General features: G+C 66.9%; 22 protein-coding genes and 1 other RNA gene. 13 read left to right on the plus strand and 10 right to left on the minus strand.

What is annotated here, in order from left to right:
• Nucleotides 1-108 precede the first annotated feature (108 nt).
• The 5 genes from U5760_RS21765 (at nt 109) to cobA (ending at nt 4,724) form a co-directional block, all read left to right on the plus strand.
• Entirely contained in the window at nt 109-642 is a 534-nt protein-coding gene (locus tag U5760_RS21765; RefSeq protein ID WP_322014373.1) for a DUF934 domain-containing protein, read from the plus strand.
• A complete protein-coding gene (locus U5760_RS21770) occupies nt 639-1,430 on the plus strand; it encodes a phosphoadenylyl-sulfate reductase (protein ID WP_322014374.1) in 792 nt (263 codons plus the stop codon). Before U5760_RS21765 ends, U5760_RS21770 begins: the two co-directional genes overlap by 4 nt.
• 105 nt (nt 1,431-1,535) lie before the next feature.
• Nucleotides 1,536-2,498, plus strand: a complete 963-nt coding sequence (gene cysD, locus U5760_RS21775; RefSeq protein ID WP_322014375.1) for a sulfate adenylyltransferase subunit CysD — start codon at nt 1,536-1,538, stop codon at nt 2,496-2,498.
• Between the two features lie 25 nt (nt 2,499-2,523).
• Complete coding sequence (locus U5760_RS21780; protein ID WP_322014376.1) at nt 2,524-3,840, plus strand: sulfate adenylyltransferase subunit 1; 1,317 nt, start codon at nt 2,524-2,526, stop codon at nt 3,838-3,840.
• A 92-nt stretch (nt 3,841-3,932) separates the two neighbouring features.
• Complete coding sequence (gene cobA, locus U5760_RS21785; protein ID WP_322014377.1) at nt 3,933-4,724, plus strand: uroporphyrinogen-III C-methyltransferase; 792 nt, start codon at nt 3,933-3,935, stop codon at nt 4,722-4,724.
• 80 nt (nt 4,725-4,804) lie between these two features.
• Here cobA and U5760_RS21790 read toward each other — a convergent pair whose 3' ends face one another.
• The 3 genes from U5760_RS21790 to lptF are packed head-to-tail and all read right to left on the minus strand — an operon-like array spanning nt 4,805 to nt 7,470.
• Nucleotides 4,805-5,203: a CbiX/SirB N-terminal domain-containing protein gene (locus tag U5760_RS21790; protein ID WP_322014585.1), complete on the minus strand. Its 399-nt coding sequence runs from the start codon at nt 5,201-5,203 to the stop codon at nt 4,805-4,807.
• Between the two features lie 14 nt (nt 5,204-5,217).
• On the minus strand, nt 5,218-6,366 hold the full coding sequence (lptG, locus tag U5760_RS21795) for an LPS export ABC transporter permease LptG (RefSeq protein WP_322014378.1): 1,149 nt from the start codon (nt 6,364-6,366) through the stop codon (nt 5,218-5,220).
• Nucleotides 6,367-6,369: 3 nt separating this feature from the next.
• On the minus strand, nt 6,370-7,470 hold the full coding sequence (lptF, locus tag U5760_RS21800; RefSeq protein WP_322014379.1) for an LPS export ABC transporter permease LptF: 1,101 nt from the start codon (nt 7,468-7,470) through the stop codon (nt 6,370-6,372).
• Nucleotides 7,471-7,601: 131 nt separating this feature from the next.
• On the opposite strand from lptF, the gene U5760_RS21805 reads away from it, so the two are divergent.
• The 3 genes from U5760_RS21805 to U5760_RS21815 are packed head-to-tail and all read left to right on the plus strand — an operon-like array spanning nt 7,602 to nt 9,995.
• Entirely contained in the window at nt 7,602-9,113 is a 1,512-nt protein-coding gene (locus tag U5760_RS21805; RefSeq protein ID WP_322014380.1) for a leucyl aminopeptidase, read from the plus strand.
• A 30-nt stretch (nt 9,114-9,143) separates the two neighbouring features.
• Nucleotides 9,144-9,560: a DNA polymerase III subunit chi gene (locus tag U5760_RS21810; protein WP_322014381.1), complete on the plus strand. Its 417-nt coding sequence runs from the start codon at nt 9,144-9,146 to the stop codon at nt 9,558-9,560.
• Between the two features lie 36 nt (nt 9,561-9,596).
• A complete protein-coding gene (locus tag U5760_RS21815; RefSeq protein ID WP_322014382.1) occupies nt 9,597-9,995 on the plus strand; it encodes a DUF2486 family protein in 399 nt (132 codons plus the stop codon).
• Nucleotides 9,996-10,016: 21 nt separating this feature from the next.
• On the opposite strand, the gene U5760_RS21820 is transcribed toward U5760_RS21815, so the two are convergent.
• Together U5760_RS21820 and ilvD are read right to left on the minus strand one after the other, a co-directional pair.
• A complete protein-coding gene (locus U5760_RS21820) occupies nt 10,017-10,400 on the minus strand; it encodes a c-type cytochrome (RefSeq protein ID WP_415914150.1) in 384 nt (127 codons plus the stop codon).
• 164 nt (nt 10,401-10,564) lie between these two features.
• Nucleotides 10,565-12,238, minus strand: a complete 1,674-nt coding sequence (gene ilvD, locus U5760_RS21825; RefSeq protein WP_322014383.1) for a dihydroxy-acid dehydratase — start codon at nt 12,236-12,238, stop codon at nt 10,565-10,567.
• A 200-nt stretch (nt 12,239-12,438) separates the two neighbouring features.
• Here ilvD and U5760_RS21830 point away from each other — a divergent pair, with 200 nt between their 5' ends.
• Complete coding sequence (locus U5760_RS21830; protein ID WP_322014384.1) at nt 12,439-13,395, plus strand: LysR family transcriptional regulator; 957 nt, start codon at nt 12,439-12,441, stop codon at nt 13,393-13,395.
• 205 nt (nt 13,396-13,600) lie between these two features.
• Nucleotides 13,601-14,509, plus strand: coding sequence for a prolipoprotein diacylglyceryl transferase (gene lgt / locus U5760_RS21835; RefSeq protein ID WP_322014385.1), 909 nt, complete (start codon nt 13,601-13,603; stop codon nt 14,507-14,509).
• 81 nt (nt 14,510-14,590) lie between these two features.
• Here the strand turns inward: lgt and U5760_RS21840 are convergent, their stop codons facing one another.
• From U5760_RS21840 to U5760_RS21860, 5 genes are all read right to left on the minus strand, one after another.
• A complete protein-coding gene (locus tag U5760_RS21840; protein WP_322014386.1) occupies nt 14,591-15,322 on the minus strand; it encodes an SIMPL domain-containing protein in 732 nt (243 codons plus the stop codon).
• Between the two features lie 203 nt (nt 15,323-15,525).
• Nucleotides 15,526-15,984: an EVE domain-containing protein gene (locus U5760_RS21845; RefSeq protein WP_322014387.1), complete on the minus strand. Its 459-nt coding sequence runs from the start codon at nt 15,982-15,984 to the stop codon at nt 15,526-15,528.
• 84 nt (nt 15,985-16,068) lie between these two features.
• Nucleotides 16,069-16,250: non-coding RNA, 6S RNA (ssrS, locus tag U5760_RS21850), on the minus strand.
• A gap of 109 nt (nt 16,251-16,359) precedes the next feature.
• Nucleotides 16,360-16,674: a cell division protein ZapA gene (locus tag U5760_RS21855; protein ID WP_322014388.1), complete on the minus strand. Its 315-nt coding sequence runs from the start codon at nt 16,672-16,674 to the stop codon at nt 16,360-16,362.
• A complete protein-coding gene (locus U5760_RS21860) occupies nt 16,671-17,030 on the minus strand; it encodes an ATPase (protein ID WP_322014389.1) in 360 nt (119 codons plus the stop codon). Before U5760_RS21860 ends, U5760_RS21855 begins: the two co-directional genes overlap by 4 nt.
• A gap of 458 nt (nt 17,031-17,488) precedes the next feature.
• Here U5760_RS21860 and U5760_RS21865 point away from each other — a divergent pair, with 458 nt between their 5' ends.
• From U5760_RS21865 to cobT, 3 genes are read left to right on the plus strand one after another with little or no spacing between them, the layout of a single operon-like run.
• The gene (locus tag U5760_RS21865; RefSeq protein WP_322014390.1) at nt 17,489-18,490 is read left to right on the plus strand and encodes an iron ABC transporter permease; all 1,002 of its coding nucleotides are present in this window, start codon (nt 17,489-17,491) and stop codon (nt 18,488-18,490) included.
• A complete protein-coding gene (locus U5760_RS21870; RefSeq protein ID WP_322014391.1) occupies nt 18,487-19,338 on the plus strand; it encodes an ABC transporter ATP-binding protein in 852 nt (283 codons plus the stop codon). Before U5760_RS21865 ends, U5760_RS21870 begins: the two co-directional genes overlap by 4 nt.
• 36 nt (nt 19,339-19,374) lie before the next feature.
• Nucleotides 19,375-20,448 (plus strand): nicotinate-nucleotide--dimethylbenzimidazole phosphoribosyltransferase, encoded by a 1,074-nt coding sequence (gene cobT, locus U5760_RS21875; protein WP_322014392.1) that lies wholly within the window; start codon nt 19,375-19,377, stop codon nt 20,446-20,448.
• Nucleotides 20,449-20,456 lie beyond the last annotated feature (8 nt).

Consider the following 20,456-nt stretch of genomic DNA (forward strand, 5'->3'; position numbering starts at 1 on the left):
TTTCATCGACACGTACGACCGCATCGGCATGGCGCCCTTCAAGGAGCGCGTGTATGCATCGCGCCAGCCGGCCCACGCCTGAACCGCACGCAACGAGGATTTTGTTTCATGACCCAGATCATCAAGAACCGCGCGATCGTCGAGGATAGCTGGACCGTGGTGCGCGCTGCGGAAGACGGCGCGCTGCCCGCAGTGGCCGCCTTGCCCGCGGGCAAGGTCATCGTGCCGCTCGCCTTGTGGCAGGCTGAGCGCGAAGCGCTCGTGGCCGCGAAGTCGCGCGACGAACTCGGCGTGTGGCTCGCGCCCGATAGCGAACCGGCCGACATTGCGGCGGACTTCGGCAGCGTCGCGCTCGTCGCCGTCGATTTCCCGGTGTTTCGCGACGGCCGCGGCTATTCCACGGCGCGCCTGCTGCGCGAGCGCTTCGGCTACAAGGGCGAGCTGCGTGCGATCGGCGACGTATTGCGCGATCAGCTGCTCTACCTCGAGCGCTGCGGCTTCGACGCGTATGCGGTACGCGCCGACAAGGACATCCACGACGCGCTCAAGGCGTTCGGCGAATTCACGGTGCAGTACCAGGGCGCGTATGACGAGCCCTCGCCGCTGTTCCGCCGCCGCGCTGCGCAGGGTGCGGCAGCATGAGCGCCGCTGCCGGCACCGTGACGGCCGAAGTCGGCGCTGAGTTGCAGGCGAAGATCGAGCGGTTGAGCGTGCTGCTCGATTCGATCGCCGCGCGTCACGCCAGCGTGAAGCTCGCAAGCAGCCTCGCGGCCGAGGACATGCTCCTCACGCACGCGATCCTCTCGCGCGGCGTGAAAATCGGCATCTTCTCGCTGAATACGGGCCGCCTGCATGCGGAAACGCTCGGCATGATCGACCGTGTGCGCGAACGTTACGGCTACGAGATCGAGCAGTTCCATCCGCTTCAGGATGCGGTGGACGAATACGTCTCCCAGCATGGCCTGAACGCGTTCTACGAGAGCGTGGATCTGCGCAAGCGCTGCTGCGAAATCCGCAAGGTCGAGCCGCTCAACCGCGCGCTCTCGGACGTCTCCGCCTGGGTGACGGGCCAGCGCCGCGAGCAGTCGGTCACGCGCGCGGAGCTGCACGAGGAAGAGCAGGACGGCGCCCGCAACATCGCCAAGTTCAACCCGCTCGCGGACTGGACCGAAGCCGAAGTCTGGGTCTATCTGCGCGCCTTCGACGTGCCCGTGAACCCGCTGCATGCGCGCGGCTACCCGAGCATCGGCTGCGAGCCCTGTACGCGCGCGATCCGCGCCGGCGAGGACAGCCGCGCGGGCCGCTGGTGGTGGGAGTCGCGCGACACGAAGGAATGCGGCCTGCATATCGGTCCTGCTTCGAGTCCCGCCGCCAGTGCCGTCTCGGCCATTCCGGTGTCGGTTCTGCCGGTCGCGGAACGCACAAGTTAAAATTGAATGTTGGCGTGCGGGTTGTGCCCGCCGCCCTCGTAGAGCAAGCAAGTCGCGCCGCCGGGCTACGGCCTCGGGCGGCGGGAACCAACGAAGGATCTCACCATGAGCACGACGCTCGAACCGACTGTGAACGCGCCGCTAAACGTCACCGCGAACCGTATGGACCATCTCGACTGGCTCGAGGCCGAGTCGATCCACATCCTGCGCGAACTCGTTGCCGAATGCAGCAAGCCTGCGCTGCTGTTCTCGGGCGGCAAGGACTCGGTGGTCGTGCTCGCGCTCGCACTGAAGGCGTTCGGCCTCGGCGCGAACCGCAAGACCTCGCTGCCGTTCCCGCTCGTGCACATCGACACGGGCCACAACTACGACGAAGTGATCGACTTCCGCGATCGCCGCGCGGCCGAGATCGGCGCCGAGCTCGTGGTCGGCCACGTCGAAGACTCGATCAAGCGCGGCACCGTGCGCCTGCGTCGCGAAACCGATTCGCGCAACGCCGCGCAAGCGGTCACGCTGCTCGAAACCATCGAGCAATACGGCTACACCGCCATGATCGGCGGCGCGCGCCGCGACGAAGAGAAGGCTCGCGCGAAGGAGCGCATCTTCTCGTTTCGCGACGAATTCGGCCAGTGGGATCCGAAGGCCCAGCGCCCGGAGCTCTGGAGCCTGTACAACGCGCGCCTGCACAAGGGCGAGCATCTGCGCGTGTTCCCCATCTCGAACTGGACCGAGCTCGACGTGTGGCAATACATCGAGCGCGAGAAGCTCGAACTGCCGTCGATCTACTACGCGCACCAGCGCGAGATCGTGCGCCGCAACGGCCTGCTCGTGCCGGTCACGCCGCTCACGCCGATGAAGGAAGGCGAGACGAGCGAATCGGCGCTCGTGCGCTTTCGCACGGTGGGCGACATCAGCTGCACGTGCCCCGTGGAAAGTGACGCCGACACGGTCGAGAAGATCATCGCCGAAACGGCCGTGACCGAAATCACGGAACGCGGCGCGACGCGCATGGACGACCAGACGTCGGAAGCCGCGATGGAACAGCGCAAGAAGCAGGGTTATTTCTAAAGAGCACGCAGAGGGAAGATTTAATATGAGCACTACTCATCAACCTGAAGACCTCGGCGTGCTGCGTTTCATTACCGCGGGCAGCGTGGACGACGGCAAGAGCACGCTGATCGGCCGCCTGCTGTACGACAGCAAGGCCGTTCTCTCGGACCAGCTCTCGGCGCTGTCGCGCGCGAAGAACAAGCGCACGGTGGGCGACGAGATCGACCTCTCGCTCCTGACCGATGGCCTCGAAGCCGAGCGCGAGCAGGGCATCACGATCGACGTGGCGTATCGCTATTTCGCCACGGCGCGGCGCAAGTTCATCATCGCCGACACGCCGGGCCACGAGCAGTACACGCGCAACATGGTGACGGGCGCCTCGACCGCGCACGCCGCGATCATCCTGATCGACCCGACGCGCGTGACGGTGGAAAACGGCGTGACGCAACTGCTGCCGCAAACCAAGCGCCACAGCGCGATCGTCAAGCTGCTGGGCCTGCAGCACGTGATCGTCGCGATCAACAAGATGGACCTCGTGGAGTACAGCGAAGCGACCTTCGACCTGATCCGCGATGCCTACGTCGCGCTCGCGCGCCAGCTCGGCCTCGAAGACGTGCGTTTTGTGCCGGTTTCGGCGCTCAAGGGCGACAACATCGTGGGCGCGAGCGAGCGTATGCCGTGGTATGCGGGCGCGCCGCTGCTGGACGTGCTCGAATCGCTGCCGGTCGAGCAGGCCACGGGCGAAGCGCTGCGCTTCCCGGTGCAGTGGGTCGCACGCCAGGACGGTTCGAGCGCCGACGATTTCCGCGGTTATATGGGCCGCGTCGAGGCGGGCGAGGTGAAGCTCGGCGACGCCATCACGGTGCTGCCGGCAGGCCGCCAGGCGACGGTCGCCGAGATCATCGCGCCGGTGCCGGGCGGCACGGCGCAGGTCGACCGCGCGTTCGCGGGCCAGACCGTCACGATCCGCCTTGCCGAAGACGTGGACGTCTCGCGCGGCGACACCTTCGTGCCGGCCGCCGACGCCACGCAGCCCGCGAAGAAGCTCGAAGCGGACCTCTGCTGGTTCGACGAACAGCCGCTCTCGCCGCAGCGCAAGTACCTGCTCAAGCAGACCACGAGCACGGTGTTCGCGAAGATCGGCGCGGTCAAGCAGGTGCTCGACGTCCACACGCTCTCGCACGCGACCGACCGCCACGAGCTCGCGATGAACGATATCGGCCGCGTGGCGCTGACGCTGCAAAAGCCGCTCGTCGCGGACCTGTATGATGTCCATCCGGGCACCGGCGCGTTCGTCCTCATCGACGAGGCCACCCACCACACGGTGGCGGCGGGCATGATCCGCGCGATTTCGGCCTGAGGCGGGACGCGAGCCGGAATACGTCAGAAGTGCGCCAGAAGCGGCTGCGGCCCCGGCATTTGCCGCGGGCGCGGCCAGCGGAGCAACGACACATGGGCAAGGTATATCTGATCGGCGCGGGGCCAGGCGCGGCGGACCTCATTACGGTGCGCGGCGCGCGCCTGCTCGGCGAGGCCGACGTGGTGCTGCACGACGCGCTCGTCGAGCCCGCCATGCTCGACTACGCGCCGAAACACGCGAAGTTCATTGCGGTGGGCAAGCGCTGCGGGCAGCGCTCGACGGCGCAGCATTTCATCAACAAGCAACTCGTCGATGCGGCGCGCGAACACGAAGTGGTGGTGCGCCTGAAGGGCGGCGACCCGATGCTGTTCGGCCGCGCCGACGAAGAGATGCGCGCGCTCGAAGCGGCGGGCATCGAATACGAGATCGTGCCGGGCATCACGGCGGCGCTCGCCAGCGCGGCGACGCTGCGCCGCTCACTTACGTTGCGCGGCGTGGCACGCAGCGTCGCGCTCGCCACGCACTCGCGCGCGGCCGATTCCGCGGAGATTCGCGAGCAGGTGAATGCGGATTCGCTGGTGTTCTACATGGGGCGCGACAGCGCGCCGGAGATCGCCCACGAATTGATCGAAGCCGGGCGTGCGGGCACGACTCCGGTGGCGATCGTCGAAGCGTGCAGCACGGCGCGCGAGCGCACGTTGACGCTGACGCTCGCGGAGCTGGCGGCGGGTGCCGCGCAGGACTGGCTGGATGCGACGCAGCCGAGCCTCGTGATGATCGGCGAGGCGTTTGCCGGGCGGGCAGGGCAGGAGGGGGCAGGGACAACGGATGCCATCGCTGTCGACGAGGCACCGGTGCCGGCAGGCCAACGAGCCGCGGCCTAGAACGGCTAACGGCGGGCGAAGGATCCAGCAAAAAGGGGCGCTAATTGCGCCCCTTTTTTTCGGTTCGGCCGGCACGAGTGTCAATCGTCCGCCACCCCCAAACAGTACTGCACCACGGCGTCGAGCACCGCATCGTCCTCGCCCACCGCGCCGGCGCAGCGCAGTTGCACGCCCGGATGCGCGGCCTGGCAGCGTGCGACGATCTCCGGCAGGTCGCGCCGCACGTGGCCGCCCTGGCCGAAGAACACCGGCACGACCGTGATGGTTTCGCAGCCCGCGTCGGCCTGCTCGGCAATCGCGGCCGGCAGATCGGGCGACATCAGTTCGAGGAAGGCGAGACCCACCGGGCCCGAGTTGGGACCTGCGTCGGGGCGCGCGGCGGCGAGCTTCGCGGCAAGGCGCGTGAACGGCTCCTTCCAGCGCGCATCGCGTGCGCCGTGGCCGAAGAGGATCATGCCGTGCTTGCCGCGCGCGCTCATGGTCATGACCGGCGCTAGTGCCGGTCCACCCATTTCAGCCCGATCAAGCCGAGCGCGAGGTAGATGAGGCCCGGCGTCGCCGCGGTGAGCGGCGCGGGCCACGTGTTCAGCGTGCCGATGTGCGAGAACAGCGTGTTGATGAGCTGGAAGCTCATGCCGAGCATGATCCCGCCGAACACCTTCACGCCCACCACGCCCGCGCGCGTATGCAGGTACGCGAACGGCAGCGAGAGCACGAGCATCACGAACACCGCGAACGGATAGAGCAGCTTGCGCCAGAGCGCAATCGTGTAGCGCTGCGCGTCCTGGTGGTTCTCGTTCAGATGCTGGATGTAGCGGAACAGGTTGAACATCGACATGCGATCCGGCGAGACCAGCAACACCGAAAGAATCTGCGGCGTGAGCTCCGAGCGCAGCGAGTACTCGGGCGTCGTGGTCTGCTGCGCGCGATAGACCGGATTGAGCGCATCGGCGGGCTCGCTCTTCGGCGGCGGCACGCTGATGAGCTCGGTGTCCGTCACGTCCTTGAGCAGCCAGTGGCCCGGCGGCTCGTAGTTGCCGGTCTTGGCGATCCGCACGTTCGAGAGCCGGAACTGCGAGTCGAATTCGTAGATGCGCACGTCGGTGATGGTCGCATCGGGCTGCAGCTTGCCGACGTTCACGAAGCGCGTGACCTGCTCGCCGTCGGCGCGCGCGGTGAGCGTGTCCTTCACCCAGACACCCGACTGGAAGTCGGTCGACACCGCCGAGCCCAGCGCCTCGAGGCGCACGCGCTCGGAAAGCTGATCCGTGTATGGCCCGACCACTTCGCCGATCACATAGGTGATGAACACGAGTGGCACGCCGATCTTCAGGAGCGACCACAGCGCCTGGCGCGTGGCGAGACCCGAGACGCGGAAGATCGTGTATTCCGAGTTGGCCGCCATCTGCGCGAACACGTAGATCGAGCTGATGAGCGCCGCGACGGGGATGATCTCGTAGAAGCGCGAGGGCGTTTGCAGCGCGACGCGCAGCACCGCGTAGCTGAACTTGTAGTTGCCGTGGCCCACCGAGTTCAGTTCGTTGATCAGGTCGAAGAAGAAGAACAGACCCGAGAACGCGAACAGGATGAAGACGAAGGCCAGATAGACCTGGCGCGCGAAATATTTTTCGTAGATGAGCATCGGTCAGCTCCCCTGCGACGCGCGCTGGAACGTCGCGCGGGTGAAGAGCGGCCGGTTGCGCACGCGCATCCAGAAGATGAACACCACGAGCGCGAGCACGACGGCGTGCAGGGCCACGAGCCCGACACCGAACGACATCTTGCCCTGCTCGATCTGCGACTGCACGACGTTGAGCAGGTTGGAATAGGTGAGGTAGATCAGCACCGCCATCACGAGATTGATCGTGCGGCCGCGGCGCGGGTTCTGATAGGCGAGCGGGATGGCGAGCAGCATCAGGTTGATCGCGATGAGCGGCAGGCCGCAGCGCCAGGCGAGCTCGCCCAGGTTGTCCCGGGTCGGGTTGCGCAGCAGGTCCGGCGTGGAGGTGCTGCTCGCCGTGGGCGTGGAGACCACGGGCTGGCTCTGGATCTTCACGCCGTAGCGCTGGAATTCCGAAATGCGGAAGTCGGGGTGGCCCGGCTCGCCGTCGTAGCGGCGGCCGTTTTCGAGCACGACGAAGCGGTCGCCGCTCTTCATGGTTTCGGTGTGGCCCGTCTTCGAGACGATCACGCTGACCTTGCCGTTCTCCGTGCTCGTGACGAACACGTTCTCCACGTGCGCCTGGTCGGGGCTCATGTTCTCGATGAAGAACACGCGGTGCGTGGTGGGCGATTCGCGGAACTGGCCCGGCGCGAGCAGCGAGACCTCGTCGCGCTGCTGGAAGCGCGCGCGAATCAGCTTGCTCTGCGCGTTCGACCACGGCCAGCCGATGAACGCGAAGAAGATGATGAGGATCAGGATCGGCGTGGTGAAGACGGCAACCGGCTTGATGAGGCGCGTGAGGCTCACGCCGGAGGCCAGCCACACGACCATTTCCGAGTCTTTGTACCAGCGCGTGAGGACGAACAGGATCGACACGAACATCGTGACGATCAGCATCACGGCCATATAGCCGATCACGGTCAGCCCGATCAGGACGAGCACGTCCCGCGGGTCGATCTGGCCCGACGCAGCGAAGCCGACGATGCGGATCATCATCGTCGTCAGCATGATCGTGAGCAGAACCATGAACACGGCGCCGGCCGTGTACGCGAGTTCGCGCTGCAGGGAACGTTCGAAGATCATTCTTGATGAGCGGGGGCGGTCCGCACCGGACGCCGCGCAGGGCGCGCATCCAGCCAGGAGCCGCCGCGGGAAAAATAGCGGATAATTGCGGCTTTCATCCTAAGCCCAGATTTTATCCGAGGACAAGCGCGATGGACTTTAGCATAAAAGGCTGTGACTGGAGCAAAGGCGGGGACGGCTCGTTCCTGACCGGCAAGTCGGACTGCATCGTGGTTGGCGTGTTCGAGGCCCAGACGCTGTCTGGCGCCGCATTCGCCATCGACAGCGCCATCGGCGGCACGATCGCGCGCGTGGTCAAGGCCGGCGACATGGACGGCAAGGCCGGCTCGACGTTGTTCCTGCCGGAAGTGACCGGGATCGGCGCCTCGCGGGTGCTGCTCGTCGGCCTCGGCAAGCAGGACGCGTTCGGCCAGAAGGCTTACGGCGACGCCGCCCGGGCCGCCTGGCGCGCCATCCTCGGCACGAAAATCGCTCAGGTCACGTTCACGCTCGCCCAGCTGCCCATCAAGGAGCGCTCGGGCGACTGGGCCGTGCGCGCCGCCATCCTGGCGCTGCGCGGCGAAACCTATCGCTTCACGCAGATGAAGAGCAAGCCCGACGTCGCGGCCCGCTCGCTCAAGCGCGCCGTGTTCAGCGTCGACGCCGCCGACGAAAAGGCCGCGAAGCTCGCCGCGAGGCAAGCCACCGCCATCGCCAACGGCATGGACCTCACGCGCGACCTCGGCAACCTGCCGGGCAACGTCTGCACGCCCACCTATCTGGCCGCCACCGCGAAGAAGCTCGCGCGCGACTGGAAGCTGAAGGTCGAGGTGCTGGGCCAGCGCCAGATCGAGGCGCTCAAGATGGGCTCGTTCCTCTCGGTGACGCGCGGTTCGGTCGAGCCGCCGCAGTTCATCGTGCTGCACTACCAGGGCGCGAGCGCGAAGGCGGCGCCGATCGTCCTCGTGGGCAAGGGCATCACGTTCGACACGGGCGGCATCTCGCTCAAGCCGGGCGAGGGCATGGACGAGATGAAGTACGACATGTGCGGCGCGGGCTCGGTGCTAGGCACGCTGCGTGCGGTTGCCGAAATGGGCCTGAAGCTCAACGTGATCGCCATCATTCCGACCTGCGAGAACATGCCCGCGGGCAACGCCACGAAGCCGGGCGACATCGTCACGACGATGGCGGGCCTGACCGTGGAAGTGCTCAACACCGACGCGGAAGGCCGCCTCATCCTGTGCGACGCGCTCACCTACGCCGAACGCTTCAAGCCGGCTGCCGTGATCGACGTCGCCACGCTCACCGGCGCCTGCGTGATCGCGCTCGGCCACCACAACAGCGGTCTCTTCTCGAAGGACGACGCGCTGGCGGGCGAGCTGCTCGATGCGTCGCGCGAGGCGAGCGACCCGGCCTGGCGCATGCCGCTCGACGACGAGTACCACGAGCAGCTGAAGTCGAATTTCGCCGATCTCGCCAATATCGGCGGGCGTCCGGGCGGCAGCGTGACGGCGGCGTGCTTCCTCTCGCGCTTCACGGAAAGCTATCCGTGGGCGCACCTGGACATCGCGGGCACCGCCTGGAAGAGCGGTGCGGCGAAGGGGGCCACGGGCCGTCCGGTGCCGCTGCTGTCGCAGTTCCTCATTGACCGCGCGGCGCAATGACGCTGGATGCCGTCAAGGAGTGAGCCGGCGATGACACGCATCGACTTTCACACGCACGTCGGCGACTCGCTGGCGTACGCGTGCCGGCTCGTGCGCAAGGCGTATCTGGCGGGCGAGCAGGCCGTCGTGCTGGCCGAGCCCGCGCGCCTGCGCGCGTTCGACGCGATGCTGTGGACCTTCTCGCCGCTCGACTTCGTGCCGCACTGCATGGCCGACAGTCCGCTCGCAGACGGCACGCCCATCGTGCTGGCGGCGGAGCTCGAGCGTGCGCCGCATCATCGCGTGCTGCTCAATCTCGGCGCGGCGGTGCCGGCCCAGTTCGCCCGCTTCGAGCGCCTGCTCGAAGTGATCGGCGACACGCCCGACGAACTGGCGTCGGGCCGCGAGCGCTATCGCTTCTATCGCGATCGCGGCTACGCGCTGAACAATTACAAGCAGGGCGGCTGACGCCTGGGCAGGCTCTGCTGATGGAAGGAGGTTCCCGTGTCGGACGAGCATGACATCCATGACGCTTCGATTCCGCTCTTGACCGATACCCTCGTGCTGGGTAATCCGCTGCGCGCCCGTGTGGCGGTGGCCGTCGAGCAGGCGCCGGTGGCGCAATCCGGGACGGCTGCGGCCGAGGACGGCCTGCTCGCACACGACGCCGACGCACTCGTCGAGCGCCTGCGCGGGCGCTGCCTGACGTGGCTCACGGGCGACGGTCGCAACGTGATCGAAGCGCGCTGCAATGCCGCATTGCAGGAGCACACGCACTGGCTCGTCGGCCATGTGTCGCGAGAGATCGGACTCGCACTCGAAACCGAGCTCAAGGGCTGGGTACGGGCTGCCGTGCGCGAAGAACTGGCCGCGCGCGCAGGGCAACCGCCCGCGCAGTCCTGATGCGGGTCCCGCGCTGTCGCCCTAGCGCAGCGTGAGGATCCAGCCGGCGAGCGTGGCTGCCTGTCCGGGGCTCAGCTGCGTGTTCGCGGGCATCGGCACGGCACCCCATACGCCGCTGCTGCCTTCCATGATCTTGTGCGCCAGATAGGTCTGGGCATCGGGCGTCGAGGCGTACCTCGACGCCACATCCCGCAGCGCGGGTCCCATGAAGGTGCGATTCACCGAATGGCAGCTCATGCAGTTCTGCTGCTGGGCGAGCGCGAGACCCGTCGCGGCCGCGGGCATGGCCGGGGCCGGCTGGGGCGTGGGGTTCGTCTGGGCGCAGGCCGTCCCCGCAGCAAAGGCCAGCGGGAATGCGGCGGCGAGCGTCGCTGTTATCTTTATCGCTTGCGACTTCAGGTTCATGCTGGTCTCCGCCAGCGTGAGCGCCGGCTGTCGTGTGGTCGCATTATAAAAGCAAAGGGCACACGCTCTCGCGTGCGCCCTCTATCGCTTACCCGACTTCATTCAATAACGGTTCCGCGCGCGATCGAAATCGATGCAAGGGGTTTTCGTCAGCGCGGCTTGCGTCAACCCGTCACCGCGCCCTGGTTGGCCGGCCGCGCCAGCGCCGCGTACTTTGCCAGCACGCCGCGTGTGTAACGCGGTGCGGGCGGCTTCCAGGCTGCGCGGCGGCGCGCGAGTTCGGCGTCGTCCACGTTCAGCTGCAAAAGCAGCGTGTGGGCGTCGATGGTGATCGAATCGCCTTCCTGCACGAGCGCGAGCGTGCCGCCTTCGAACGCTTCGGGCGCGACGTGGCCGACCACCATGCCCCAGGTGCCGCCCGAGAAACGCCCGTCGGTGATGAGGCCCACCGATTCGCCGAGCCCCTTGCCGATGATCGCCGAAGTGGGCGCGAGCATTTCCGGCATGCCGGGGCCGCCCTTCGGTCCGAGGTAGCGCAGCACGAGGATGTCGCCGGCCTGGATCTTGTCCGCGAGTATCGCTTCGAGCGCGCTCTGCTCGTCTTCGAACACGCGTGCCGGGCCCGTGATGACCAGGTTCTTGAGGCCCGTGATCTTGGCGACGGCGCCATCGGTGGCGAGATTGCCCTTGAGGATCGCGAGGTGGCCTTCCCGGTAGAGCGCCTGGTCGATGGGGAAGATCACCTTCTGGTCGGCGCGCGGCACCGCAGGCACGTCCTTCAACTCCTCGGCCAGGGTCTTGCCGGTGATGGTCATGCAGTCGCCGTGCAAAAGGCCCGCGTCGAGCAGGATCTTGAGCACCTGCGGAATGCCACCCGCCTTGTGCAGGTCGGTCGCGACATACTGCCCCGAGGGCTTGAGGTCGCAGAGCACCGGCACCTTCTTGCGCATGCGCTCGAAGTCGTCGATGGTCCAGTCGATTTGCGCCGCGTGCGCGATCGCGAGATAGTGCAGCACGGCGTTGGTCGAGCCGCCCGTGGCCATGATGAGCGCCACGGCATTCTCGATCGACTTCTTCGTGATGATGTCGCGCGGCTTGAGGTCCTTCTTCACGGCTTCCACGAGCACGCGTGCCGATTCCGCGGCCGAATCGACCTTTTCCTGGTCGGGGTTGGCCATCGTCGAGGAATAGAGGAGCGACATGCCGAGCGCCTCGAACGAGGAGCTCATGGTGTTGGCCGTGTACATGCCGCCGCACGAGCCGGTGGACGGGCACGCGTTCTTCTCGACCCCTTCGAAATCCTCCTCGGACATGCGGCCGGCCGTGAATTCGCCCACGGCTTCGAACGCCGAGACGATGGTGAGGTCGCGGCCCTTCCAGTTGCCGGGGCGGATCGTGCCGCCGTACACGTAGATGCCCGGCACGTTCATGCGCGCGAGCGCGATCATGCCGCCGGGCATGTTCTTGTCGCAGCCGCCGATCACGACCACGCCGTCCATCCATTGCCCCTGCACGCAGGTCTCGATGCAGTCGGCGATCACCTCGCGCGAGACGAGCGAGTACTTCATGCCTTCGGTGCCCATCGACATGCCGTCGGAGATCGTCGGCGTGCCGAAGGTCTGGGGATTGGCGTCGGCGCCCTTGACCGCGGCGACGGCCGCATCGGTCAGGCGCTGCAGGCCCGCGTTGCAGGGCGTGATGGTCGAATGGCCGTTGGCGATGCCGATCATCGGCTTGTCGAAGTCGGCCTTTTCGTAGCCGAGCGCGTAAAACATCGAGCGGTTGGGCGAACGGGCGACGCCCTGGGTGATGTTCTTCGAACGACGGTTGTGGGGCATGGGGACCTCCGTGGATATGCTGTCTCGCTGCGATTTGTGGCTTGTCGGGGTGCTGCGGGTTGTTGCGCGCTGCGCCGGACGCCGGGCTGCTGCAGTGTTTTCGTGGGGACGCGTCCGGGCATCGCGAAAAGATTGCGGTTTCGCGAGCCGAATGTCCAATATATTATTCGTGGCCTACTGAGTCGAAAAAGATATCAGCGATGAGCTCGACGATTCCCGATCTGCGCCAGCTGCGCTACTTCGTGGCCGTGGCGGAGGAACAGCACTTCGGACGCGCCGCGGCGCGCCTTTCTATGACCCAGCCGCCGCTCTCGCAGGCCATCCGGGCGCTGGAGGAGACGCTCGGCGTCGAACTGTTCGCACGCACGCGCCGCTCGGTCGAGCTGACTGCCGTGGGCGCCGACCTGCTGCCCGAGGTGCGGCGCCTGATTGCCGCGGCCGAGGCCCTGCGCCCGCTCGCGCAGAGCCTCGCGCGCGGAGAGGCGGGCGCGCTGGCGCTGTCCTTCGTCTCGACCGCCGACTACGGCCTCTTGCCGCTGCTCCTGCGCGACTTCGGCGCGCGCTACCCGCGCGTGCGCCTGCAACTGGCCGAGGCCACGAGCGACGTGCAGGTGGAGGAACTGGTGGCGGGGCGCATCGACGCGGGCCTCGTGATCGGGCCTTTGCCGCCCCGCCATGCGGCGCAGCTTGCGTATTTGCCGGTGGTGCGCGAGCCGCTGGTGGTGGCGATGCCGGCCGCCTTGTCGACGCACGCGGGCGGTCCGGCCGACGACGACTGGAGCGACGCGCCCGTGAGCCTGCGCGAGCTCGCCGAGGTGCCGCTGGTGGTGTTTCCGCGTCCGCTCGCACCGGGCTTCTACGATGCGATCATGGACTGCTACGGCGCCGCCGGCGTCGCGCCGCGCGTGGGCCAGGAGGCGATCCAGATGCAGACGATCGTGAGCCTCGTTTCGGCGGGCATGGGCGTGGCGCTCGTGCCGCGCTCGCTCAGGCATCTGCGGCGCACCGGCGTGGTGTACCGGCCGCTCGCGCAAGCGGTGCCCAGCATCGAAACGGGGCTCGTCTGGCGCACGGCCGAGGTGAGCCCTGTGCTCGCGGCTTTTATCGGCATCGTAAGGGCTCATGCCGCGACCGTACGCGCGCCTTCCGAAAGCTAACCCCGCGGGACCCCGCCGCGGCGACTCGATCCGACCCTGTCATGTTCGCGTGCCAAAATGCTCAGCAGGGCGCCGCGTCGGCGATAATGTTGCCCCGCGAACCGCGCCGGCCCGCGAACGTCGGACGGACACCCGCCCGCTGCGCGGCTCGCCCCGATCCATCCGGACATCCTTTCATCGCCGAACCGAAAGCACTGACCTCACGATGCACATTCACCCGAACTTCGACCCCATCGCCATTCATCTGGGGCCGCTCGCCGTGCGCTGGTACGGCCTCATGTACCTCGTCGGCTTCATTCTCGCGATCGTGATCGGCCGGCTGCGTCTGCGCCTGCCGTACGTGGCCGCGCAGGGCTGGACCGCGAAGGACATCGACGACATGCTGTTCTACGGCGTGCTCGGCACGATCCTGGGCGGCCGCCTCGGCTACGTGCTGTTCTACAAGGCGAGCTGGTACTTCGCGCATCCGCTCGACATCTTCAAGGTGTGGGAAGGCGGTATGTCGTTCCACGGCGGTTTTCTCGGCGTGACCTTCGCGATGATCCTGTTCGCGTGGCAGCGCGGGCGCACCTGGCTGCAGGTCACGGACTTCGTGGCGCCGATGGTGCCCACGGGCCTTGCCGCAGGGCGTCTTGGCAACTTCATCAACGGCGAGCTGTGGGGCCGCGTGACCTCGCCCGATGCGCCCTGGGCCATGCTGTTCCCGGGTGCCTCGAACGACGACGCCGCCTGGCTCGTCGCGCACCCGCAGAAGGCCGCCGAGTGGCACCTGAACGAAGTCTTCGCGCAGTACCACATGCTGCCGCGCCATCCTTCGGAGCTCTACGAGATCGCACTCGAAGGCCTGACGCTTTTCATCGTGCTGATCCTCTTCGCGCGCAAGGAGCGCCCCATGGGCGCGATCTCGGCGCTGTTCCTGATCGGCTATGGCCTCGCGCGCTTCACCGTCGAATTCGCGCGCGAGCCCGACGACTTCCTCGGCCTGCTCGCACTGGGGCTTTCGATGGGGCAGTGGCTCTCGTTGCCGATGATCATCGCGGGCATCGGCCTCATGATCTGGTCGTATCGTCGTGCGGGCCGCAAGGGCGCGCCGGCGGCGGACGGCCGGCGCTGAACCTCGAGCGCAAAAGCGCTCAGACATGAAAAAACCCCGCAATTGCGGGGTTTTTTCTTCAAAGGCACATCGTGCCGCGCATCACTTCATCTGCACCGAGCCCGACACATTGACGGTCACGGTCGAGGTGCCCCCTTCGAGCGGCATCGGCGGGCTGGCCTTCGCATCGGCGGACATGGCACGTGCGGCCATCATCATCATCGGACGCGGGGGCACGCCATTCTGTCCCACGTTCACTTCGCGGATCGTATAGCTGCCGTAGCCGAACGCGCGCGCGGCGGCCGTGGCCTGATCGCGGAACGACGCGATCGCTTCGCCCGAGAGCTTCTGTTCGGCGGCGCGCTGCGCTTCCGGCGAGAGCGAGAACTGCACGTTGCCCACCTGCATGATCGACGAGATGTCGCCCGCGAGCTTCGAGGCGGCGGCGAAGTCGTGCGATTCGAGCACGACCTCGGTGCGGCCGCGCCACGCGGAGATGCGGCCGTCGCGATCGGTCGAAGGATAGATCGAGAACTGGCCCGAGCGCGCGGTCACGCCGGCCACGCCCTTGGCCTTTTGCAGCGCCGAATCGGCGCGCTGGTTCAGCGTCGCGGTGAGCGAGGCCGGGTCGGCGGCTTCCTGCTCGTAGAACAACGTGATCGTGACGACGTCCTGCGGCACTTCCGCGCTCGCCTGTGCGGACAGCGACAGCACGCCGGCCGGCTGGTAGCGCGCGTCGCTCTGCGCGAACGCGGCGCCCGGCGCCAGCGTCAGGGCAAGCGGTGCGGCCACGGCCAGTGCGGTGGCGAGTGTCACGATGGTTTTTCTCTTCATTGTTGGGCTCTCCTTGCAGAACGGGTTTGCACGAGACGCGCATGGACCTGCTGCGCGTTGCGCATGATTGTGCGGCACGCTTGCGGCGCGCGTCGTCTGTGTGCCCTGTTAGTCGGGGCGCGCAGACGAGGGTTCCCGTCGCTGTAAGGATTTTTTAATGTTTAACGCTTGAAAGGGGACGATACGCAGATCCCCGCAGCACGTCACATCAGACGTTTCGTGATGAAGTTCCACTCGGCCAGCGTGACGGGCGTGATCGAGAGGCGGTTGCCTTTCGCGAGCACACGCATGTCGGCGAGTGCGTCATGCTCGCGCAAGGCCGCAAGCGGAATCAGCGGGCACTTCTTTTTGAAGACCACGTCCACGAGCATCCAGCGCGGATTCTCCTGCGTGGATTTCGCGTCGTAGTAGGGGCTCTTCGCATCGAACTGCGTGGGATCGGGATAGGCCGTCGAGGAGACTTCGGCGAGTCCTGCGATGCCGGGTTCGGGGCAGCTCGAATGATAGAAGAGCACGCCGTCGCCGACCTGCATGGTGTCGCGCATGAAGTTGCGCGCCTGATAGTTGCGCACGCCGGTCCAGGGCAGCGTGCGATGCGGCGCGTGGGCGAGATCGTCGATGCTTGCTTCGTCGGGTTCGGACTTCATCAGCCAGTAGCGCATGAGTCGGAGATCACGAAGAAAGAGAACGGCAAAGGAATACTGCAAAGAAAAACGGCATCGGACACATGTCCGATGCCGTTCGAATAGGTCCCCGCCATAGCCGCTAGGCCGGCATCCTGAACCTTGGGTTCAGAATTGGTCGCAGTTAGCAGCACTTCGGGTACATCAGACAGAGTGACGCGCACGCCCGTGCTACAAATTTCCGCAACCGTGCACATGGCATTGGTTCAAGGAATATATGACCTTGGCGAACCAGGCAGGGAAGCTGATTAAACCTTTTAAAACGTATTGCTTGTGTACCGCGTGTCACGCAGCGCACAACATGAACGCGCAATATAGCGGATTTTTCTGCTTACCGCACGATTCATGCACAACTCATTGCACGCTGTGTTGTTGAATGACGGCGCCGAGTTGTTCGTTCATTTGATGCATTGTACGGCGGATTTCCTCGGCTGGGAATGCTTCCCCGTGTCGCACGCTGGTTTGCAGGCGCAGCAGTTCCGATGCGAGCGAGAGCGCGGCCATGACCGCGATGCGATCCGTGCCGCGCACGTTGCTGTGCGAGCGGATCTTCGACATCTCCGCATCGACGCGCGCTACGGCTTCGAGCAGCGCGCCTTCGGTTTCCGGCGAACAGACGAGGCGATAGGTCTGGCCGAGGATCGTCGCTTCGATCTGCTTGGTCGTCATGCGTTTTCTCCGTGGCGGGCCGCGTTGCTTTCGTCGTCGCTTGCGTCTTGCGGTTGCGCGTCGAGCAGATCGAGCTGGTTGTCGGGCTCGGCATGCGCGCGTGCGCGCGGCAGCTTTTCGAGGATCGCGTTCAGACGCACCTGGGCATCGTCGATCTTCGCGGAGAGCGCGTCGCGTTCTGCCTGCAATGCATTGCGCTCTTCGCGCGTCTGTTCGAGTTCCGCTTGCGTCGCTTCGCACTGTGCGCGCAGTTGCGCGAGTTGCTCCTCGAGCGCGAGGCGTGCCTCGTGCTGGCGCTGATTGATCTCGATCAGCCGCCCGATGTTTTGTGAGAGTGTTTCGAGTTCGTTGAGCATGTGCTGCGTCCTCTAAAGACAGGCATTCTAGCGCGTATTACCGAGTATTCCGATAATTGTGTCGTTTCCAGACGTAACAGCACCGCTTCGTGCTGACAACGGCTGCGAGATGACCGGGCGGGAACGCATTTTGCCTTGGCTTTCCGGTTCCCGGCACTCACGTTGCGGCTCTGGTGTGGTCTCGCTTTGGCCCCGCCCCGGCCCCCCGCTCTGGCCCATTTCTTGACGCTCCCGCGGGCCGCTCCTACACTTGCGGCACTTCGGCGCCGCGTGCCCGCTGCGTGGGCGCCGGTGAGGCGCCCGGCCCTTGAAATCAAGGGGGAACCCGCAGCAACAGGGGGCACAGCCGTACAAGAAAGCGCCGCGCCAACCCGCACCCGGTCACCATCACACGAATCATGAATTCGCCCGCCCGCATGACGCGCCCCGCTGTGCAGCGGCGTTCGTCGAGCCCTTCGATGAGCGCACGCCGTGCCTGCGCGATCTGGGGCGTGCTCGCGCTCGCAGCATTCGTGGTGTTCGCGGCTTCCCTCGTCATCGGCAGCGTGCCCGTGACGCCTGCCCAGGCGCTCGCCGCGCTTTCGCCCTCGCATACGGGCGCCGACATGGCCACGGAAATCGTCCGCACGCTGCGCCTGCCGCGCGCGCTGGGCGGCTTCGCGTGCGGCGCGCTGCTCGCGCTCGCAGGCGCGCTCTTGCAAGTGCTGCTGCGCAATCCGCTTGCTGAACCGTACGTGCTGGGTGTCTCCGGCGGCGCCGCTGCTTTTGCGATTGTCGCGATGATCGCGGGCGCGGCATGGTGGGCCGTGCAGGCGAGCGCCTGTGCCGGTGCGTTCGCCTCGATTCTGCTCGTGCTCGGGCTCGCGCGCCGCGAGTTGTGGCGTGGCGAGCCACAGGACAGCTCGCCGCGTCTCTTGTTGACGGGCGCGGTGACGGCGGCGGGGTGGGGCGCGCTCATCACGCTGCTGCTCACGCTCGCGCCCGATTCGCGGCTGCGCGGCATGTTGTTCTGGCTCACGGGCGATCTCAACGGCGCAGGCATGCCGTGGGCCGCGCTTGTCGCGCTCGCGGTGCTGCTCGTCGTGATCGTGCCCGCGGCGGCGCAACTGAACGTGCTGCTGCGCGGCGATGCCGCCGCGCAGGCACTCGGCGTGCCGGTGCTGCGTCTGCGCCTGACCGTCTATCTCGCCGCTTCGATCGCGGCTGCCGTCGCCGTGACCACAGGCGGCACGATCGGTTTCGTTGGACTCGTCGTGCCGCACATGCTGCGGCTCGCGTTCGGCAACGATCAGCGCATGCTGATGCCGGCCGCCGCGCTCGCGGGCGGACTCGCGGTGATGGCAGCCGATCTCGCGGCACGCACGCTCGCCGCGCCCGCGCAGTTGCCGGTGGGCGTGGTGACCGCACTCGCGGGCGTGCCCGTGTTCCTCTGGATGTTGTTGCAGCGGCGCGCCCGATGAACCCGGCGTCCGGTTCCCGTACGTTGCTGGCCGCCCGCGCGCTCAGCGTGCGCGCGGGCTCGCGCACGCTCGTCGAAGCGCTGACACAAGACTTCGGCGCCGGCGAGATCTGGTGCATCGCGGGCGCGAACGGCGCGGGCAAGACCACGTTGATCGGCGCGCTGGCGGGATTGCATGCGCTTGCGGCGGGGCACGTCGAGATCGAAGGGCGCGCGCTGGCCGGGTGGCCCGCCGCGCAACTCGCCTTGCGTCGCGCGTTGATGCCGCAAGACGTGCGCGACGCGTTCAGCGCGAGCGTGCTCGACATCGTGCTGCTCAATCGTTATCCCCATCTCGCAGGCTGGGGCTGGGAGCGCGACGAGGACCGCGAAGCCGCGCAGGCGGCGCTCGCGATGCTCGGTCTCGAAGCGCTGGCCGCGCGCGACGTGCTCTCGCTGTCGGGCGGCGAGCGCCAGCGTGTGGCGCTTGCCGCCGTGTTGTGCCAGGAGGCGCCGCTCCTGTTGCTCGACGAACCGCTCGCGCATCTGGACCTGCATCATCAGGTCGCGTGTCTCGAGGCGCTGGTGCGCTGGGTGAGCACGCCGGCGCGCACGATCATTTTTTCCTGTCACGATCTCAATCTGGCGCGTCGCTATGCCACGCATGCGCTGTTGCTCGACGGGCGCGGCGGCTTTCATGCGGGACCGGTGCGCGAGGTGCTGACGCCCGAGCGGGCCAGCGCCGCGTTCGGCCACCCGCTCGTGTTGATCCGCGATGGTCGGCACGAAGCGCTGGTGCCCGCGCTGGGCTTCGTGCCCGAGCCCACGTTTGCCCACGGCCAGACACTCCCGCGCGAGCACGATGTCTGACGCCCATTGCATCACCTGAACTCTTTTGAACCCAACATGACGCCGACCTTTTCCGGACTGCTCGACATCGAACCGCTCGATCTCTCGCGGCGCGACGAGCTCCAGCATCTCATCGACACCAAGACCAAGCCGCCGGGCAGCCTCGGCCGCCTCGAATCGCTTGCGCGTCAGCTCGGCCTGATCCAGCACACGACGCGGCCCACGGTGGAGCGGCCCGCGATGATCGTCTTCGCGGGCGACCACGGCATTGCGAACGAGGGCGTGAGTCCCTATCCCCAGGCCGTCACTGCGCAGATGGTGGCGAACTTCCTCACGGGCGGCGCGGCCATCAATGCCTTCAGCGGCGTAGCGGGCCTCGTGCTCGAGATCGTCGATGCGGGCGTTGCGACGGACTTGCCGCCCGTGCCGCCGTCCGGGTCGTTCGTTCAGGCGCCCATCGCGCGCGGCACGCGCAATTTCGCGCAAGAGCCCGCGATGACGCGCGAGCAGGCCATCGCCGCGCTCGAAGCGGGCGCGGCGCGCGTGCGCCATCACGCGGCGCTCGGCACGAACGTGATCGGCTTCGGCGAGATGGGCATTGCGAATACCTCGTCGGCGGCCTGTCTCATGAGCCGCCTGTGCAACGTGCCGATCGACGAATGCGTGGGTCGCGGCACCGGCCTCGACAATGCGGGCCTCGCGAAGAAGCGCAACGTGCTGGCGGCGGCGCTCGCGCAGCATGCGAACGTGCGCGAGCCGCTCGACGTGCTGGCGACCTTCGGCGGTTTCGAGATCGCGATGATGGTGGGCGCGTATCTCGAAGCGGCGCGCTCGCGCATGGCGATCCTCGTGGACGGCTTCATCGCGACCGCGGCGCTCGTCGTGGCCGATGCGCTCGCACCCAATGTGCGCGGCTACTGCGTGTTCGCGCATGCTTCGAACGAGGCGGGGCATCGGCGCATGCTCGATCATTTCGGCGCGCGCGAGCTGCTCTCGCTCGATCTGCGGCTGGGCGAGGGCACGGGCGCAGCGCTCGCGGTGCCGCTGCTGCGCGCGGCCTGCGCGTTCCTGAACGAGATGGCGAGCTTCGAATCGGCCGGCGTGGACAACCGCAGCGATCGCGGCAAGTGATGCCAGTG

Origin of the sequence: Paraburkholderia sp. J12 (genome assembly GCF_905220215.1) — a bacterium.
Classification (GTDB): domain Bacteria; phylum Pseudomonadota; class Gammaproteobacteria; order Burkholderiales; family Burkholderiaceae; genus Paraburkholderia.

Coding starts and splice junctions, on each gene's coding strand:
- U5760_RS21765 (WP_322014373.1), top strand. CDS start 109: ATGACCCAGATCATCAAGAACCGCGCGATCGTCGAGGATAGCTGGACC.
- U5760_RS21770 (WP_322014374.1), top strand. CDS start 639: ATGAGCGCCGCTGCCGGCACCGTGACGGCCGAAGTCGGCGCTGAGTTG.
- cysD (WP_322014375.1), top strand. CDS start 1,536: ATGAGCACGACGCTCGAACCGACTGTGAACGCGCCGCTAAACGTCACC.
- U5760_RS21780 (WP_322014376.1), top strand. CDS start 2,524: ATGAGCACTACTCATCAACCTGAAGACCTCGGCGTGCTGCGTTTCATT.
- cobA (WP_322014377.1), top strand. CDS start 3,933: ATGGGCAAGGTATATCTGATCGGCGCGGGGCCAGGCGCGGCGGACCTC.
- U5760_RS21790 (WP_322014585.1), bottom strand. CDS start 5,203: ATGAGCGCGCGCGGCAAGCACGGCATGATCCTCTTCGGCCACGGCGCA.
- lptG (WP_322014378.1), bottom strand. CDS start 6,366: ATGCTCATCTACGAAAAATATTTCGCGCGCCAGGTCTATCTGGCCTTC.
- lptF (WP_322014379.1), bottom strand. CDS start 7,470: ATGATCTTCGAACGTTCCCTGCAGCGCGAACTCGCGTACACGGCCGGC.
- U5760_RS21805 (WP_322014380.1), top strand. CDS start 7,602: ATGGACTTTAGCATAAAAGGCTGTGACTGGAGCAAAGGCGGGGACGGC.
- U5760_RS21810 (WP_322014381.1), top strand. CDS start 9,144: ATGACACGCATCGACTTTCACACGCACGTCGGCGACTCGCTGGCGTAC.
- U5760_RS21820 (WP_415914150.1), bottom strand. CDS start 10,400: ATGAACCTGAAGTCGCAAGCGATAAAGATAACAGCGACGCTCGCCGCC.
- ilvD (WP_322014383.1), bottom strand. CDS start 12,238: ATGCCCCACAACCGTCGTTCGAAGAACATCACCCAGGGCGTCGCCCGT.
- U5760_RS21830 (WP_322014384.1), top strand. CDS start 12,439: ATGAGCTCGACGATTCCCGATCTGCGCCAGCTGCGCTACTTCGTGGCC.
- lgt (WP_322014385.1), top strand. CDS start 13,601: ATGCACATTCACCCGAACTTCGACCCCATCGCCATTCATCTGGGGCCG.
- U5760_RS21840 (WP_322014386.1), bottom strand. CDS start 15,322: ATGAAGAGAAAAACCATCGTGACACTCGCCACCGCACTGGCCGTGGCC.
- U5760_RS21845 (WP_322014387.1), bottom strand. CDS start 15,984: ATGCGCTACTGGCTGATGAAGTCCGAACCCGACGAAGCAAGCATCGAC.
- U5760_RS21855 (WP_322014388.1), bottom strand. CDS start 16,674: ATGACGACCAAGCAGATCGAAGCGACGATCCTCGGCCAGACCTATCGC.
- U5760_RS21860 (WP_322014389.1), bottom strand. CDS start 17,030: ATGCTCAACGAACTCGAAACACTCTCACAAAACATCGGGCGGCTGATC.
- U5760_RS21865 (WP_322014390.1), top strand. CDS start 17,489: ATGAGCGCACGCCGTGCCTGCGCGATCTGGGGCGTGCTCGCGCTCGCA.
- U5760_RS21870 (WP_322014391.1), top strand. CDS start 18,487: ATGAACCCGGCGTCCGGTTCCCGTACGTTGCTGGCCGCCCGCGCGCTC.
- cobT (WP_322014392.1), top strand. CDS start 19,375: ATGACGCCGACCTTTTCCGGACTGCTCGACATCGAACCGCTCGATCTC.